Source organism: Paenibacillus sp. FSL W8-0187, assembly GCF_037969755.1.
Taxonomy (GTDB): domain Bacteria; phylum Bacillota; class Bacilli; order Paenibacillales; family Paenibacillaceae; genus Paenibacillus_AQ.
Window position 1 is genome coordinate 6,707,501 of sequence record NZ_CP150206.1, and the last position, 17,567, is coordinate 6,725,067.

7 protein-coding genes (1 of these 7 cut by a window edge) are annotated in these 17,567 nt (G+C 50.1%); 2 read left to right on the forward strand and 5 right to left on the reverse strand.

Going from position 1 to position 17,567, the window contains the following annotated elements:
* A protein-coding gene (locus tag MKY48_RS30560) for an MFS transporter (RefSeq protein ID WP_076326485.1) crosses the window boundary here: on the forward strand, nt 1-823 show its 3' portion. 434 nt of this gene lie to the left of the window's left edge; the window shows 823 of its 1,257 coding nt (coding positions 435-1,257); its start codon lies beyond the left edge, outside the window; its stop codon occupies nt 821-823.
* A 297-nt stretch (nt 824-1,120) separates the two neighbouring features.
* Nucleotides 1,121-2,884, forward strand: coding sequence for a LuxR C-terminal-related transcriptional regulator (locus tag MKY48_RS30565; RefSeq protein ID WP_339291820.1), 1,764 nt, complete (start codon nt 1,121-1,123; stop codon nt 2,882-2,884).
* Between the two features lie 159 nt (nt 2,885-3,043).
* Here MKY48_RS30565 and MKY48_RS30570 read toward each other — a convergent pair whose 3' ends face one another.
* The 5 genes from MKY48_RS30570 to pcrA all read right to left on the reverse strand — a co-directional run bounded on the left by MKY48_RS30570 (nt 3,044) and on the right by pcrA (nt 17,387).
* Nucleotides 3,044-6,769, reverse strand: coding sequence for an S-layer homology domain-containing protein (locus tag MKY48_RS30570; protein ID WP_339291821.1), 3,726 nt, complete (start codon nt 6,767-6,769; stop codon nt 3,044-3,046).
* 630 nt (nt 6,770-7,399) lie between these two features.
* Complete coding sequence (gene tnpA, locus MKY48_RS30575) at nt 7,400-7,873, reverse strand: IS200/IS605 family transposase (RefSeq protein WP_339291822.1); 474 nt, start codon at nt 7,871-7,873, stop codon at nt 7,400-7,402.
* A 211-nt stretch (nt 7,874-8,084) separates the two neighbouring features.
* On the reverse strand, nt 8,085-12,638 hold the full coding sequence (locus tag MKY48_RS30580) for a S8 family serine peptidase (RefSeq protein WP_339291823.1): 4,554 nt from the start codon (nt 12,636-12,638) through the stop codon (nt 8,085-8,087).
* A 363-nt stretch (nt 12,639-13,001) separates the two neighbouring features.
* Entirely contained in the window at nt 13,002-15,017 is a 2,016-nt protein-coding gene (gene ligA, locus MKY48_RS30585; RefSeq protein ID WP_339291824.1) for an NAD-dependent DNA ligase LigA, read from the reverse strand.
* Nucleotides 15,018-15,056: 39 nt separating this feature from the next.
* A complete protein-coding gene (pcrA, locus tag MKY48_RS30590; RefSeq protein ID WP_339291825.1) occupies nt 15,057-17,387 on the reverse strand; it encodes a DNA helicase PcrA in 2,331 nt (776 codons plus the stop codon).
* Between the last annotated feature and the right edge of the window lie 180 nt (nt 17,388-17,567).

Consider the following 17,567-nt stretch of genomic DNA (forward strand, 5'->3'; position numbering starts at 1 on the left):
TGCAGGTATGCGAAAAGGGTTATCCCAATCGATCTTTCAAGTAGGGGGCAATGCCGGACAGTCACTTGCTCCGCTCCTGACAAGATACATTTTCGTACCGTTCGGACAGTTTGGCGCGATCGGTTTCACCTTCGTTGCTGCGGCTGGTATCATCGTGCAATCCTATGTTGCGCATTGGTATCACGGCATGCTGAAGGCTGGTTACACATTTAAAAAGAAAGCTGCCGGGCGCATGCTCGATCCCGCCCGCCGCAAGAGCGTACGCAATGCAACGCTGGTGCTCGTCATTCTCGTGTTTATCCGCTCCTGGTATGGCGCTGCCATTAGCAGCTATTATGCCTTCTACCTCATGGATGCATACAAGATCACGATTGATAATGCTCAGATCTATATTTTTCTGTTTCTCGCTTCCGGAGCTGTGGGCACCTTCTTCGGCGGTCCACTGGCCGACCGCTTTGGCCGCCGCAATATGATCATGCTCTCCATGATCGGTACGGCACCCATTGCGTTGATTCTGCCGTTCGCCTCGCCATTTTGGGCGGCTGTATTGCTGCTCATCGGCGGATTTGTCCTATTATCCAGTTTCTCGGTTACCGTTGTATATGCCCAACTGCTGCATCCTGGCAATATCGGTACGGTATCCGGGCTGATCACCGGGTTTGCTTTTGGCATGGGCGGGATCGGTTCGCTTGTGCTCGGTAATCTCGGGGATGCTTGGGGAATCGGCAATGTCATGATCGCCATCGGCTTCCTGCCGCTGCTTGGTCTGCTTGCCCTGCTTCTTCCCGGTGATGACAAACTGGACCAGTGGGCGAGGGATTAACTGTCTCCGCCAGGTCTCTGTAACCGATCAGGTTGTTTGTATGCTTTAAACATAGTTCTGGCCCTCATAAGACAGACGCCCAAATCATCCGCACCGTACGGATCGACTGGACGTCTGTCTTTTAGATTTACATAAAACGGATATCTGCGTCTGTATCGCTAACCTTTCATTCCTCTTAGTGCTTTTGTTTTTGATAATCCCAGTCTATAGACATGATATACTAAACAAAATACAAGCCATAGTACGACCATGCCAGATACGAGCATACGAACAGGCTAGACCAAAGGAATGTGCGATATGTTGAAAATCCCAGGATATACGATCACCGGCATCGTCTATGAGGATTCATATATAACGGTGGCGTATGCCCGTTCCGAGCGAACCCGGAGAACGATGCTCCTGAAAATTGTAAAAGAAGGTAGCCGTACAACGATCGAGAATGCGAAGCTCATCCACGAATATCATTTCCTCAATGATTTGAATGTGGACGGGCTGTTCAAGCCTGTATCCTACTTATCGTTCAAGACAATGATCGTGTTGGAGTTTGAACCCATTCACGCTATAACCTTAAGGGAATATGTACGAATCCACGGCTCCTCACCCTCGGTATTAATTCCAATGCTTGAGCGTGCTGCCCGCAGGCTGCAGGATCTGCATACCCGCGACGTTCTGCATTTAAACATCAGGCCAGATACCCTTCTTGTTCAGGAAAGCACCCAGGACGTTTATTTAACGGGCTTCGGATACGCCGTTCGCCGGGATCAATTGAATTTACAGGGGCATGGCAGTCTGGAAGCCAATCCAATCTATATGTCTCCGGAACAAACCGGGAGAATGAGCCATCGCCTGGATGGCAGAGCCGATATCTACTCACTCGGCGTGACATTCTACGAGCTATTCGCTCATAGACTTCCCTTCACCGCGAACGGTGCACTTCCTTGGGCTCACGCCCATCTTACCATAAGGCCTGATCCCTTCCATGATATTCATCTGCCTCAATGGATATCAGAGCTTATCCTGAACATGCTGGAAAAAGACCCCGATGACCGTTACCTCGACATGCGGAGCATTGCTGAGAAAATAGCCCGGCATCGATTAGCTGTTGAATCAGATACGGATGCCAAGCGCTGCAGGTATGAAACCAGGCAAAATCCTTCCGCTTCCAATTCATTTCAGCAGCATGAAGCACTCACTGATAAGGACGAGGGGGATAAGTCCTTCCAGGAAACCGTCCCCTCCATGTCGCTTTCGGGCCATATCGTCAACTATCCGCAAGTGTTGGATTTGGCCGCCATCATGCAGGCATCACATATTTTTAACTCGGAGATCGCAACGGAGCGAGTAGCTGAACGTTTCATGCAGCTCCTGGTCATGAACGCCGGCGCCCATCGCGGTCTGATGCTAATGTTGCAGGACGGCAAATGGTATGTAGAAGCTGCGGCAAAGATGGACGGCAGGCGATTGACGGCTTCTTCTCAGCGAACTCTCCTGGAGGATGCCCATGGAGTCAGCCGGCGTTTGCTTATTCAGACAGCGGAATCCCAAGCTGCCCTTCACGGGCCGACTGCCACACCAGGGATGGTTGAGTTGAACTCAACTTCTTCCGCTCATTCGACAGAAGGTTCCGTGCTTTATTTTCCTATCGTTATTCAGGATCAATTGCTAGGAGTATTGTTTCTGCAAAATGAGATGAGCACAAAAGCATTTGCCCCCGATCGTTTTCATGTGTTGAGCACCATTGCCTCCCAAGCTCTATTTGCCATTCATGCGAAAGTCCGCTCCCATACCGAGCTGCCGCTTTCCGATCATGGCCTCCAATCGGCAAAAAAGCGTGCGGGAGGAGTGCATGATTTAACAGGACGGGAGAAGGAAGTGCTTCGCCTGATCTCGAAGGGGCTCTCGAATAAAGAAATCGCCGCGGCACTTACCATCACCAATGAGACAGTAAAGACCCACATCAAGAAAATCTTCGAAAAACTGAAGGTTGACCGAAGAGGAAAAGCCGCAGCCATCGCTAATACGCTCGGTTTGCTTCACGAGGACCATCCCTTTCCTGAGTAGCCCCTATCTCCAGAAGGGACTAAACGCCAGCTATAAGCTGCAATTCCATCGCCTCTACCCTTCTGTTCCACGATCAGTATGCTTGGGAAGCATGTGAATGCTCTTATAATAGATCTAAAAAGCTTACTTAAGGAAGAGACCTTAAGTAAGCTTTTTCGTTTATATGCTCTGTTCAATTACATTTATAAAACGATGTATAACCGCTGCTATCTCTGCTCGTGTTGCCACTCCTCGAGGCAAGAAGCTTCCTCCGGGGTACCCGTTCATCAGCTCGTTCTCAACCACGTCGGATACCTGTTGCTTTGCCCAGGCGGATATGGAACCTTGGTCTTTGAAGGAAGTTAAGTTTGTACCGGAAACGCTGGAGGAAAGACTCACAAGCTGGCTCGAGTTGGCCAGCATGACAGCCATTTGCTCACGTGTGATCGGATCATCGGGGCCAAAAGCTCGGCTGCTGTACCCACCAATAATTCCATGGGCTAGAGCAGTACGAATTGCGTCGCCAGCCCAGTGATTTTTAATATCCTGGAATGCAGCGCTGTATTGACCCTTTAATCCCAGGCTCCGTATCAGCAGCGCGACAAATTCGGCCCGGGTCACCGGACGGTCTGGTTTGTAGCTTCCGTCAGGATAACCTTTTACCAGCTTCAGATCATATAGCGCCTGGATGTCAGACTCGGCCCAGTGTCCGGTAATGTCGGTAAGGGCAGGAGTCTGTTTGCTAGGGGGCGGCTGTGCAGCAGACGAACCGCCGTCATTTCCTGGAGCTGGTGTTGTTGGGGTTGGCGTTGGGGTTGAAATCGATCCTGGAAGTCCTTCGTTCTTATCCCCCTTATCTACTGAAGAAGGATTCGGCTCGCTCCCGCCACTTCCCGGTGTAGGATCAGTCGGTCCTGTATCTCCACCATCTGGCCGAGGCGTAACGTTAACCGTTCGAACAACCTCTTCCGCCTCATTGCCGGCACGATCGGCTACCGAATAACGGAGCGTGTATTGTCCCGGTCTGGAAGTATCGACTTTACCTTCAACCTCGATGCGATCCGTTAGATCTCCGTCTAGATTGTCATTGGCCATGGCGCCCGGATCCGTATAGTCAGAACCTTGCACCAATGAGATTCGAGAATCGCCAAGCAGGGTAATTACCGGCTTTTCACGATCGATATTCGTGATTTCCACCAGTTTCACCGACTCATTGCCTGCATGATCCCGGACATAATAAGTAATCCAGCCATTGTCATGGACCTCCAGCCTATCACTCCAAGGCTCGCCACCACCGTGTGCGAAATAGAAAGCATCCTGTTGCCCGAAGGCAAGCTTACTCTCAACCAACGGATTCGGAGCATAGACCGAGGCGGTCACCGTGACGTCGGTTTGCGTCGGAACAGACGGTGACACCGCAACCTGAATGACTGGCACCTCTTTAAAAATGTTCATGACTTCAATGGTCTCAATTGTTTTGTTGCCCGCAGCACTCTCGGCGTATACGCTATACCATCCATTCAACTCCGCTTCGAAGGTTCCGTTAAAGTCGTTCCCTTCCGCTTCAAAATAGGACAACGACTTGATCCCCGGCGCCCACTTCGTAGACATAATCGGACTTAACGTACCGTAAACATCAGCCGTCACGGCCACGTTCTGGTTTGTCGGATCCTTGATAGAAGGCTGCAGGTAGATGATCGGTTCTTCCCTATCGATGTTGCTTACATGGAAGGATCTAACATCCCCGTTACCGGCAGCGTCTTTCGCATATACCGTGTATTCTCCGTTCGCATCCACCGTAAATACATCTTGGAACACGATGCCCCTTCCTTGCTCGAAGTAAACTTCGTCCTGCACACCGGCGCTCCATTTCATAAGTGAGATCACGCCGGAGTTATCCATGCCGGATACCCACACTTTGACATCCTGACTCGTCCACGTACTAGGCGTTAGCTTGGGCTCCGATATTATCGGTCTTTCGTTATCCATTCGGGTAACCTCAATGACGGCCACGGCCTCGTAACCAGCATTGTCTTTGATATAAACGGTATACATTCCATTGCTGTCAACGGTAAAGCTGCTACCGGTAAACGGAGTGCCTTCATTCTTGAAATAATCGGAATCATGATGTCTGGTAGCCCATTTCTGCACCGCGATCCCGCTACCGTTGTCCGTTACATCGAGTTGTATTCGAACGGGGCTGTTCGCCCAATCGGGGTTGTCGAGTGACAGCCGGAGGTTTGGGCCGCTTTTATAAATATTGGTGATTTCTACAGTCTCGATCTGTTCGTTCCCGGCCTTGTCCTTGGCATAAACTGTGTATAGACCATTCTCTGAAACCGTAAAGCCTGTCCCTTGCAAGGTGTTCCCCTCTGCCGCAAAATAGGAGGCCGGCTGCTTGCCCACTGCCCATTTGACGATCTCGATGCCGCTTTCCTGATCGGAGGCGTCTACAGTAATAGCGATATCCGTCTGCGTCGGCTCTGTCGTGGATGGAGTCAACGAAATCGCAGGAGGGATGTCGTCCAGATTGTGAATCGTAATCTGCTCTGTTACCGGATTCCCCGCTTGATCCTCTGCATAGACGGTGTAAACCCCGTTATTTGTCACTGTAAAAGAATCGCTGAACATGGTTCCGGTGCCATTCTTGAAAAATGCCAGCGGCTGGTTGCCGGCAGCCCACTTCGTGAGCTTAACCCCGCTGAGATCATCTACGGTTGATGCGGTAATTTGGACAGACCCAGCTGTCCACCCCGTCGGCGATGACGTCAGGCTAAGCGAAGGTGATACTCGATCAATGTTCCCGATTTCAATGAACTGCACCATTTCATTTCCTGCACGATCCTTTGCATACCAGGTATACCATCCGTTATTGAACGCGGTGAACATGCTGCCGCCTTGCGGCAGATGGCCGTTATTATGGAAAAAGGACATCGGTTGGCGGCCTTCCGCCCATTTCTCAATCTGGACCCCGCTACCCGTATCATATGCTCGTCCGTTAACAATAACGTTGCCCTGTGTCCATTCTGACGTAGATTGCGACAGAGATACCGATGGCGGGCTATTGTCGAAAAATACGGAGCTTCCATCCGTGGTCGCCGATACGGTCATAGGAATCCCTTCGTCTTGGTATGCAATGCTGAAATTGATCTCCCCTTCCGGATGGCTAGCATCCAGCGTCATAGATGCCCTCCAATCGTTTCCGACCGTGTTCGGTATAGCGATTGCTTGCATTTGCTGTCCAGCCAGTGTGACCCTCGGGGATTGGAGCGCTCGAAGCGAAGAAAAGGACAACGTAACCGTATCGCCTGCCCTTGCATAACTCGAATCTGCCGCATGGGACTGAATAGAAACGCTGCGGATGAGGTCGGCATTCAGGTTGTAACTCGCCCGGGAACGGCTGTAGTTCAACGATTTGTTTTCGCCAGCCCAGGTCGTCGTATAATAGCTTATTGTGGCCCATAACGCGTTGGCCGGCACCTCTGGACCGCTTAAAATATTGACACCGTCCACACTGTACGTATACTGCTGATTATCGATGGGTTGATTCTCAAAGAACGCTCCATCAAAGTTACTTAACGTCAGCCACCTCACATCGGCAGGCAGGTCATTCAACCCTCTAAGGTTCATCAATTTCTTCTCGGTTGTAATCCCGTCTCGGCTGTAATAAAGCTCCACCCCGTCAAAATTGATCGGCATGAACGTGACCCAGCGCGCGTTAGAAGGGACTTTATTAAAGTCGTCCAGAACCCTGACGGTGGTACCATCGCTATAGATAGAGTGGACTCCGGCAAATCCTCTTGGATCATAAGCGATGGTACCAATCGTCTCGGCCTGCACCTTGAATGCAGAGGCCCGATCTTTCACAGGAATGACCAGGCTGCCTAATAGAAGCGGAACGATCATGGCCACCACAATGAATGCTTTTGCTACACTGCGTTTAATGGTTATTTTCCTCCTTTTTCTAGTTAGTTAGGCATACAATTCAGTTAAATAGGAACGTATACTCAGATAAAATAGTAGCTTTTGACTGGGTAGATATACATCCCCCGTATGAGGGATCTTTGGCGAAAACGAAAAAAACTCGGGTAAACACCCGAGTCTTTCTTGAGCTTTCATACGGCCTTGTTTACTTCATCTTGCGGACCAGCTTAATAAACCAATACAAGAAGATCCATGGCAAAATATAGGTCGTTAACCATTCGACGATTCGCTGGATCGCACCGCCTTCCGTTCCTTCGGCAATACTTCCTAACACGGTGAAGATGATGAATAAAGGTACGATTGCTATGGTAAAATAAATGACGGCTTTTTGGGTTTTTATCTTTGTTCGCCTCCCGGTTGCTCATCCATTTCCTTTATATTACAAACGTTCATGCAGAACGCTGTCAAGAAAATCATGACCACCCGTCCAACGGGTGGTTTGCACTTGGGGTATAACCCCCTGTTGCCAAACTGCGCCTAAAGACGCTAGCCTGACAATAAATTGTTCAGGCTCAGTGTAATTTGTCTCTTTCACTTACCAGTTAAACTGGTTTACTTTTTCTTGCTACTGTTTCTGCTAAATGGATCTTCATACTCTTTCACACTCAGTTTGTCCACTGCCTGGTCATGTGCTTCTTGTTCACGAATATATTTAGCGACGGTTGCCTCATTTAAGCCTACTGTACTGACGTAGTATCCTTCCGCCCAAAATTTTCGATTGCCATATTTATACTTCAAATTTGCATGTCGCTCGAATATCATCAGTGCACTTTTCCCCTTCAGGTATCCCATAAATGAAGATACTGAGATTTTTGGGGGAATTGCTACTAACATATGAACATGATCGGGCATCATGTGACCTTCGATTATCTCCACACCCTTGTATTTACATAAACGTTTGAAGATTTCGATCAAGTCTTTCCTCACTTGATTATAGATCTCTTTCCGTCTATACTTCGGGGTGAACACAATGTGGTATTTGCACATCCACTTCGTGTGAGCTAGACTATAGTTCTTGTTTGCCATCTAAGACCATTCCTTTCAATTTGAGCCTGAACATCTCAATTCTATCGGGATGGTCTTGTTGGTCAAACCCTTGATCCCTCCACCCGCATAGCGGGTGGTTTTTTGTTTCGCGCGTTTCACGCACTCAACTGGCTAAAGCCTAAATAAAAAGGACTCGGCTGCTAACAGCCGAGTCCTCCATCGTTAAAGCTCTGTCTCTGCCTATCCTTGATTAGATTTTATTCAGATAATCCAGTAAACGGTACACAATCACGGATACCTGAGCCCGAGTGGAAGTCTCGCCCGGTGCGAAGCGGTTGCCGCTCACTCCCTTCACCAGACCTTCGTTTACGGCAAAGGCCACAGCCGCACGCGCATCCTCCGAAATCAGATTCGTATCGTTGAATGACAAGGAGCCTGCGTCGGAATCAATCTTCAACGCTTCCGCGATCATAACTACCATATCCTCACGGGTCAGCGGATTCTTCGCTCCCGCTTCTTTGCTGCGTGTTTCCCAATCAATGCCTGTCTCGAAAATACGATCAAGCAATGTAGCAAATTCGGCACGGGTCACCGCATTGTTTGGAGAGAAGCGTCCTGCACCTGTACCGTTTGTAATATGCTGCGAGGCAGCAACCTCGATCTCATCCTTAGCCCAGTGGCTGACGATGTCGTCAAAGGTCACGTTATTCTCGGCTGCCACATAAGATCCTGGACCGTTAACACGGAACGTGATCGATCCGCGCACAGCCGATTGCAGCAATCCTGCGGATTGCAGGTCTCCTTTTTCCGACTGCAGGTAGGCACCTACTTTACGCGAATCCTTCACTTTTGTTGGGTCATAGTTCAATGTCAGCAAAAGCGGATGTTTAAACTTATCCCCGTGTTTGACCGAAACGATCGGGGATACAGCGTTAAAGCTGCCCGCCGCGGTTCCCCCTTTGCTTGCAGCTACAGAAACCGCTAAGCTGAATCCGCTGCTCGTTGTAAAATCATCCAAAGCATCAGCAGGAACTATCAGGGAAAAGCCGTTACCTGCAATAACAAGCGGTTTGCCGGATGCTTTCAGTTTATCCACGGCAGCCTTACCGAGGGTAAGGGCTACATCGCTATATTTGCTGAAATCCAGCTTTGATACATCCAGCTTCACTTCTTTGCCGTCTCCGGTAATTCCTGCTGCAACAGCAGCTTCAGACAGAGCAGCCGTTGCAGACTCAGTACCATCCGCATTTTTCTTCGTGGTTACTTTGGCATCACCTGATACTTCGGGTGCCGGAGTGGACGGAGTTCCTGTGGAACCGCCACCGGATGACGAGCCTCCTCCACCTCCGCCGCCGGATCCGCCGCCTGGGTTACCTGGATCCGGGTTGCCTGGTCCAGGCGCTCCCGTCAGCTGCAAAGATACGGAGGCTTTTCCTTGAAGTCCTTGATGGTCTTTGACGGAAAGCTCGACAGTGTAATTGCCAGAAGACAATCCATCTAATGCAATGTTAAAGGCACCATCCTGCTCGACATCAAAGTCGCCTTCCTTCGCTACCGTTTTATTAGCTCTTTTAATAACATAAGTGGCATCCAGCCATTCACTGACGTCAAAATCAATTGTCCATTCATCCCACATTGCTGGGGCAGCCGTTACATAGAGGTCATCGACCTTGCCGGTTAATGCGGGATTGTTCTTACCGGAGATTTTGACATCAAGCTCGGTTTTGATCTCTGGTGCCGTTCTCTTCACGAAGAATGGAATTGTGGCGTAATCAGAATAAGTATTCCCATTAGTGCCGAGAGAGAGAAGCTCAACCGAGTACAAGCCGTCTTTAATCTCTTCGATTTCCTCGGATGAATAGTTGTGGTACTCCCCATCCCAGTCGAGTGTATATTCCGTATTAGCATTAAAGAGATACTCATCCGCACCAAAAATTTGCCCAATCACTCCATCTTGACCTGGTCCTGATTCTGGGTGAAGGCTATCATACAAATCTACGATGACGATTCCCATAGGATTATAGAATTCAAAACCTACACTCAGTTCACCCAGTTCTCCTTGTTCGTTCAGAGGGAAGTGCGCCAGATAGTTCTCGGTCTCACTGTAAACCTTGGTATATTTGACACCGGTCATTTCCAGATTAAAGTAAGCTACATAGGGTACAGAGTAAGTACGAGTATCATTTTTGAAAATAATGTAGCCCTGCTGCTCTGAAACCCCGGATACACCTGCCGGAACTTGAAGCGTTACAACCAGTTCTTTCTCGCCACTTAAATCAAAAGAAGGTTGATCCACCGTGACAGCTACTCCAGGGGTAGATTGAGTTGTACTAACCTCAACCTCAAACTGACCACCAATGTCACCAATCTGCTCAACTTTTATTTTCTTCTGAACAGTTTGTGCGGCTGCTCCTGTAAAATTACCGAAGTTAATGCTTCCCGTAATATTATCCTGCTCTTTACTTGTTCCGTTCTCCTGATAAGAAGTTTTGTCCAGAACCTTCACCAGAGCCTCTGCCTGGATCGTATTGAGTGCTTGTACGCGCCCGGCCCCTTGATCCGTTACGTCGTAAGACTCGGTATTCAGTACTTTGGCGTTGTTCATCAGTGCGACTTTGACATCGAATGGAGTCCAATCGTTGTGTTTCTCCAAAATGAGAGCTGCAAGCCCTGCCACATGCGGGGATGCCATACTAGTACCTGTTAAACGATCATAGGATTGACTGTAATCTGCTTCTGGAATGTCCTTCCCGTATGCCGGAACGGATGACAAAATGCTTGTTCCTGGTGCTACCACGTCAGGCTTGATGTCCAGCGTCTTTTTAGCCGGGCCTCTGGAGCTGGAATCATTAATCTCATCGCCTGCGGTTCGGTTTTTAATAAAATCCGAAAACTTCACTTTCAGATCCGGGTTGGCATCGAGCAGCGATTTGATATAATCGCCGTCTTCTTTACTCATACTAAAGGTTGGAATGAAGGAGAAGCTGTCCCCAAGCAAGACGCCGACTGGGCCAGGATTCTGGTTGAATACGATGACACCCGTCGCGCCTGCTGCTTTCGCATTGGCAATTTTATCGACAAAGGCGAGTTCGCCGCGTTTAATCAAAGCGATTTTACCTGCTACGTCTTTATCTGCAAAATCCTCTGGCTTACCCAGATCCCCATAAACCAGTTCAAAATCTCCATCAAGGACGAATTCTGGGTCCTCAGCCAGGTTCCAAGCCATTAATTCAAGCTTATACGTTGCATCTACCACAGTAATCGGAGTGACATCATCTGCCGGAGGCACTTCTACATCCTTGACAGATTCAACAGACACTTCATCAGTGACAGGCTCCTCTTCTGCACCATCTCCCGATTGAACTGGATTGGAATCCTGCTCCGTATCGACGGAAGTTGCAGTTCCATCCATAGCGGCCGTGTCATCAGTCAATGCAGCCTGGGCAGATTTATCGATTGGTGCAACATCTTCAGTCGATGTTGATCTAACTGCTTCGTCTGCCTGTGCTCCTAAATCCTCCTTCACTTCAGGCGTCACGGGTTGTGTTGGCTCCGCCCCAGGTTCCAACGTGCCCTCATTGGTTTTAGTTGGGCCTTCTGGCATTTCCCCATCCGTGAAAAAGTGCGATGTTGCCGCAATTTCGTCACTTGGACCTGTAGAGTTTCCTACCGTTATCGGAAAAGCCGCCGCCCCCGGTGATCCAACCGTCCAGCGGTTTGGCCCTGTATTTCCGCTTGCAACGACTGGCGTGACACCAGCCAGCGCAGCATTGTTGAGTGCTACGGATGTTACATAATCCGGGTCATTGCGGGAATTACCAAGCGAGAGGTTAATTACATCCATCCCATCCTGCACGGAGCGGTCAATACCTCCAAGCACCCAGCTGGAATAGCCGCTTCCGTAGGGCCCAAGAACGCGGTAAGCATAGATATCCGCGCCCGGCGCAATGCCTACGACTCCATATTCGCCGACATCGCGGGCTCCGATGGTACCCGCTACGTGCGTTCCATGATCCGTCCAATACGTACTTCCCCTGTCATCGACCTCGGGGGGATTGGAAGGGTCATTTTCCCAGTCGACTGGAGTAGTTTCATATGGATCATTATCATTGTCAACGAAGTCATATCCGCCCTTATAAGCATCTTTCAGGACAGGGTGAACATAATCAATTCCTGTATCAATAACGCCGACTTTAATGCCTTTACCTGTATATCCGAGATCCCATACTTCCGGAGCACCGATGAATGGCCCCGTATCTTTCATATATGGATTCACTTCGCCCTTCGGTCCAACCGTTACCTCCAAATCGGGATAAACGCCTAAAACGCCTGGAATATCAAGCAGCGCTTCAACCTTGCTGCCATCGATCTCCATGGACACCCCATTGAATGCGTAACTGTATTGGTTCGAAATTTCGTGTGATATATTCTTCGTGTCCAGACTGCGAATAAAAGTCTGCTGCTCCAATTGTACCTGGGCTTCGACCTTCGCCTCTGCCGAAGAACTAAAAGATTGGCCCTGAATGGAGGATAGGCCTTTTGCCAAAGCCACTGGCTCAGTAGATAACTCTACGATGACTCTTGCTGGACCCCCAGCAGACTTCTGTAGACTTTGATCAAGCTTGGGAAACTCCGCTAGCTTTGCTCTCTGTTTTAGAATATCCTTTAACTGCCTTGCTTCATCGGCACTGAGCTGATTGTCCAGTTCGATCTGCCGTTCTGCCGGAGCGGCCCCAGCCGCTGGTGCAATCAATGATAGCATCAATATAAAACTTAGTAGTGCGGACCATAACTTTTTACTCAAGGCTTTGCCCCTCCCAAAAAATTAGATTTCTCAATCAATTCAGGGTCTGGGATGTCATCAGCATAACTGTGCTGCCTATCGATGGTATCCACTCCTTTCCGCATAAGACTGACCCGTGGTAAATTATTCGAGAATCTGAAATTAGATTCCTTCATCCTTTTCTGTATGTTTTTGTTAAATCCAGTCGATTGTATAGGAGGTTTTGACGAATGTCAGGAAACATCATAAATTCAAAGGGAATTAAGGCTTATATAGGAGGTAAGGGGGGAGAAATGAAATCGAGGAAAAAGAAAAACCGAGACTATGAAATAGCCTCGGTTTCTAAGCGGTGCAACTGATTCTGCAAGATATATCCAGTCAATCCTATGATTCGTTCAGCAACCGCACAAACTCTTCTTCATCCTCCAGGATGTCGATGCCGAGCTGCTGGGCTTTAGTCAGCTTGCTGCCGGCTTTTTCGCCTGCAATGAGGAGGTCGGTTTTCTTGGACACGCTGCCGGTGACTTTGGCACCGAGCGCTTCCAACCGTTCCGTTGCCTCTTCACGGGTCAGCAGATGGAGGGTCCCTGTCAGCACGACCGTCTTGCCGCTGAAATAGGAATCGGTGCTAACTGGCTTCGGTGCTTCCGGCGCTTTCGCCTGGACACCCAGCGCAAGCATCTTCTGAATGCTCGCTTGCGCAAACGGATCCGCGAAGTATCCAGCGATACTTTCTGCCACGATGCCGCCTACGTCCGGCAGTTCGACCAATTCTTCTGCGGTTGCCGCCATCACGCGGTGCAGATCACGGTAGTGATCGGCCAGCATTTTGGTTGTAGATTTGCCGGTATTCGGAATACCCAGTGCAAAGAGGAAGGATGCAAGATCCCGCTCCTTGCTTTTCTCGATGGCATCCAGCAGATTCTGGGCTTTTTTCTCACCGAAGCGCTCGAGCTTCAGCAAACTATCAAAAGATAACGTATAAAGATCTGCCGGTTCTCTCACACCCAGTTCGTCGTATAACTGGATCGCAGTCTTGTCGCTAAACGTTTCAATGTCCATGGCATCCCTGGAAGCAAAATGCGTGATGCGGGCCACGATTTGCGGCTTGCACCCGGTCTTGTTGTTGCAGAAGAGATGAGCGCCGCGCTGCTCCAACGGGAAACCGCAGGATGGGCATTGATCCGGGAACAATATCTCTTCCCCATCCTGCTCCTCCGTTACTTTGCCGAGGATCTCGGGAATGACGTCATTCGAACGGCGAATAAAGACTCGAGAGCCCAGCGCGAACTTAAGGTTCTTGCGCTCAATATCCCCGATATTGTTCAGCGTACAATTTTGTACGGTAACTCCGGCAAGCTCAACAGGCTCCACACGTGCTAATGGCGTAATTTTTCCGGTCCGTCCCACATTCCAGGTTACCGACTGCAGCACGGTCGTGGTTTCTTCCGCTTCGAATTTGTAAGCGACTGCCCAGCGCGGGAACTTGTCGGTATAACCAAGAGCTTCGCGAATACGGAAGTCGGTCACCTTCACAACCGCCCCATCAATGAGATAATCGAGCTCGGAACGACGTTTCTCGATATCGGCCAATTGCTCCATCACGTCATCAAACTGCTCAAAATAGAAAATGTACGGATTGACCTTGAGTCGGTTCTCGCGCAGGAAATCCATCATTTCCTTGTGATCGGCAAAGGTGATTCCATCCGAATAACCTACATTATAGAAGTAGGCGTTCAGCTTACGCTCGGCCGTCACCTTCGGATTAAGATTGCGGAGCGCCCCTGCGGCGGCATTACGCGCGTTCTTGAGCGGCTCGGCCGCGGTTTGATTGTATTTGTCCAGCACGGACAGGTTCATGATGCCTTCGCCCTGCACTTCAATCGTACCTTCCGTGTACGGGATCGTCATCGGCACCGATTTGATGGTTTTCACCTGAGCCAAAATGCCCTCGCCAACCGCACCGTTGCCCCTTGTCGACGCTTGAACCAGTTTACCGTTCTGATAAGTCAGATTCAGCGTCAACCCGTCAAACTTCAGCTCCAGTGCATAACAAGGCGCCTTGAGAGGATTGCCGGGATTCTTCGTATTGTAGTCATTGACCAGCCTGACGACGCGATCGTGCCAGGTACGGAGCTGCTCGATGTTCTGAGCCTTATCAAGGCTCCATAACGGAGCCAAATGGCGGTGCGGGGCAAAACCTTTCAGAATCTCCCCGCCCACCCGCTGGGTCGGAGAATCCGGAAGCGTCACTCCGGCCTCCGCCTCCAACGCTACCAGCTGGTCGTACAGGGCGTCATACTCCTTGTCGCTTACAAGCGGTTGATCCAGCGTGTAGTAATGGTAATTGTAATTGTTCAGCTCCGCAATGAGCTTCTCCATCTTTTCCTTGAAATCCATGCAGGGGCAATCCTCCTTCAATAATATAAGTTGTAACCCTTATTCCACCTTCGTAATCGGCGCGAAGCCGGCAAGCAGACGTTTCACACCCACAGGCGCCGGGAATGCAATCTGCAATTCCATGTCATTGCCGCTGCCTTTGACCGCTACAATCGTACCGGTTCCCCATTTGCCATGGGCTACTTTGTCACCAGCTTTAAAATCGCCGTTGTCCGAAGCAGCTGCCGAACGGGATGGCGCACCGGTTGTCATGGTCACCCGGCTCTTCGGTGCGGCTTGGGCGGAAGCGGTCGATCCGCTAAGGGAGAGGTCCACGTTGCGTCCAACGCCGAAGTTGCTTCCTCCACCGCCGCCGAAGCCGCGTCCAGCGTAAGATCCGCCCACATTACTACCGCCGCCGCGGCGGTATCGGTCATTCGCCATCTGGGTGTCTTCCTTCAGCTCTTCTGGGATTTCCTCCAAGAATCGCGATGGCGGGTTCGCCGTCGTACGGCCAAATAGCGTACGCATGCGCGCACACGATAGGAACAGCTGCTTCTCTGCACGTGTGATACCGACATAGGCAAGTCGGCGCTCCTCTTCCAGCTCTTCGTTATCCATAAAGGCACGGCTGTGCGGGAATACCCCTTCCTCCATGCCGATGATGAACACGACTGGGAACTCCAAGCCTTTGGCACTGTGCATGGTCATGAGCACGACAGCATCGTCGCGATCTTCTTCGTCATCGTTCATCGAGTCGATGTCCGCAATCAAAGCAAGATCTGTGAGGAAGGAGATGAGCGACTTATCCTCGTTGTTCTTCTCGAACTCCTGCGTCACCGACAGGAACTCGTCGATGTTCTCAAGGCGGGATCTGGATTCGATCGTATTCTCGTTTTGCAGCTCGAGGCGGTATTCGGACATTTCCAATATTTTTTCAGTAAGCTCGGTGACCGACAGAAACTCAACCATTCGGCTGAGCGCGGCAATCATGTCGTAGAAGCCCACTAGCGCATTGCGCGTCCGTCCGGCAAAGCCGAGATCGTCAACGATTTCCAGCACGCGGAAGATCGAGATGCCCCGCTCTGCGGCTGCAGCAGCCAGCTTCCCGACGGTTGTGTCGCCGATGCTTCTTTTTGGCACATTAATGATCCGCGTTAAACTGATATCGTCGTCCGGGTTGGAGATCAGGCGAAGGTAAGCAAGCATGTCCTTAATCTCTTTGCGATCGTAGAACTTGATGCCCCCGACGATCTGGTACGGGATGTCCGACTTGATCAGAATTTCCTCGATAACCCGGGACTGCGCATTGGTCCGATACAGAATCGCGTGGTCCTGATAACTCTTGCCGGCGTTAATGCTCTTGCTAATTTCCGAGGTAACAAAATACCCCTCATCATGCTCCGTATCCCCACGGAACACCTTAATCTTCGGTCCTTCACCTTGCTCGGTCCACAGATTCTTTGGCTTGCGGCCAGTGTTCAGGCCAATGACATTGTTGGCAGCGTTCAAAATGTTCGCTGTAGAACGGTAATTCTGCTCGAGCAGAATCGTCCGCGCCTCAGGGTAATCCTGCTCAAAATTCAGGATGTTCGTAATATCCGCACCACGCCAGCGGTAGATCGATTGATCGCTGTCCCCGACAACGCAGATGCGGTGATGGCTATCCGCCAGCATCCGGCAGAGCATGTACTGCGCCCGGTTGGTATCCTGATATTCATCCACGTGAATGTACTGGAATTTGCGCTGGTAGAAATCGAGAACCTCCGGCACTTCCTTAAACAGCTGAATCGTGGTCATGATCAGATCGTCAAAATCAAGCGAATTGTTACTCTTCAAGCGCTTCTGATATTCTGTGTAGACCTTGGCTACAAGGGATTCAAAATAGTCTCCGGCTTTCTGTTCATACTGCTGCGGGGAGATCAGCTCATTCTTGGCAGCGCTCATGGCCCCTTGAATCGCCTTCGGCTCGAATTTCTTCGTATCGATATTGTGATGCTTCATTACGTTCCGAATAACTGACAGTTGATCCGTCGAGTCCAAAATACTGAAATTCGAGGTGAAACCAATCCTTTCAATGTCTCTACGCAAAATCCGGACGCACATCGAGTGGAACGTCGATACCCAGATATCCTGGCCTTCGCGGCCAACCAGCTTGGATACCCGCTCCTGCATCTCGCGGGCTGCTTTATTCGTAAATGTAATCGCGAGGATGCTCCATGGTGCAGCTTTGCGAGTGGCGATCAAGTAACCGATCCGGTGCGTCAGCACCCGCGTCTTGCCGGAGCCGGCACCCGCCATAATGAGCAGCGGTCCGTCGGTTGCTTCAACGGCTTGACGCTGCTGTGGATTCAGACGGCTGACGGCGTCGTGTATATCAATGGAATGCATAGTGTTGCCTCCTAATGGTGTAGATTTGATAAGGGAGAAACTTGGTTAAAGATAAAAAGCGAAAAAAATGGGATAGGGTCTGGCAGATAGATAAAATTTAAAGAGAATGAATATGAATATAGATTACCGACGTATCTGTATCTAATACACTGTGAGTTCTGCGTTGCTTGACTTGATGAA

What these genes read in the sequence shown, in the direction of transcription:
- ligA (WP_339291824.1), bottom strand. Translation starts at nt 15,017, where the DNA reads ATGGATTTCAAGGAAAAGATGGAGAAGCTCATTGCGGAGCTGAACAAT.
- MKY48_RS30565 (WP_339291820.1), top strand. Translation starts at nt 1,121, where the DNA reads ATGTTGAAAATCCCAGGATATACGATCACCGGCATCGTCTATGAGGAT.
- tnpA (WP_339291822.1), bottom strand. Translation starts at nt 7,873, where the DNA reads ATGGCAAACAAGAACTATAGTCTAGCTCACACGAAGTGGATGTGCAAA.
- MKY48_RS30570 (WP_339291821.1), bottom strand. Translation starts at nt 6,769, where the DNA reads ATGATCGTTCCGCTTCTATTAGGCAGCCTGGTCATTCCTGTGAAAGAT.
- pcrA (WP_339291825.1), bottom strand. Translation starts at nt 17,387, where the DNA reads ATGCATTCCATTGATATACACGACGCCGTCAGCCGTCTGAATCCACAG.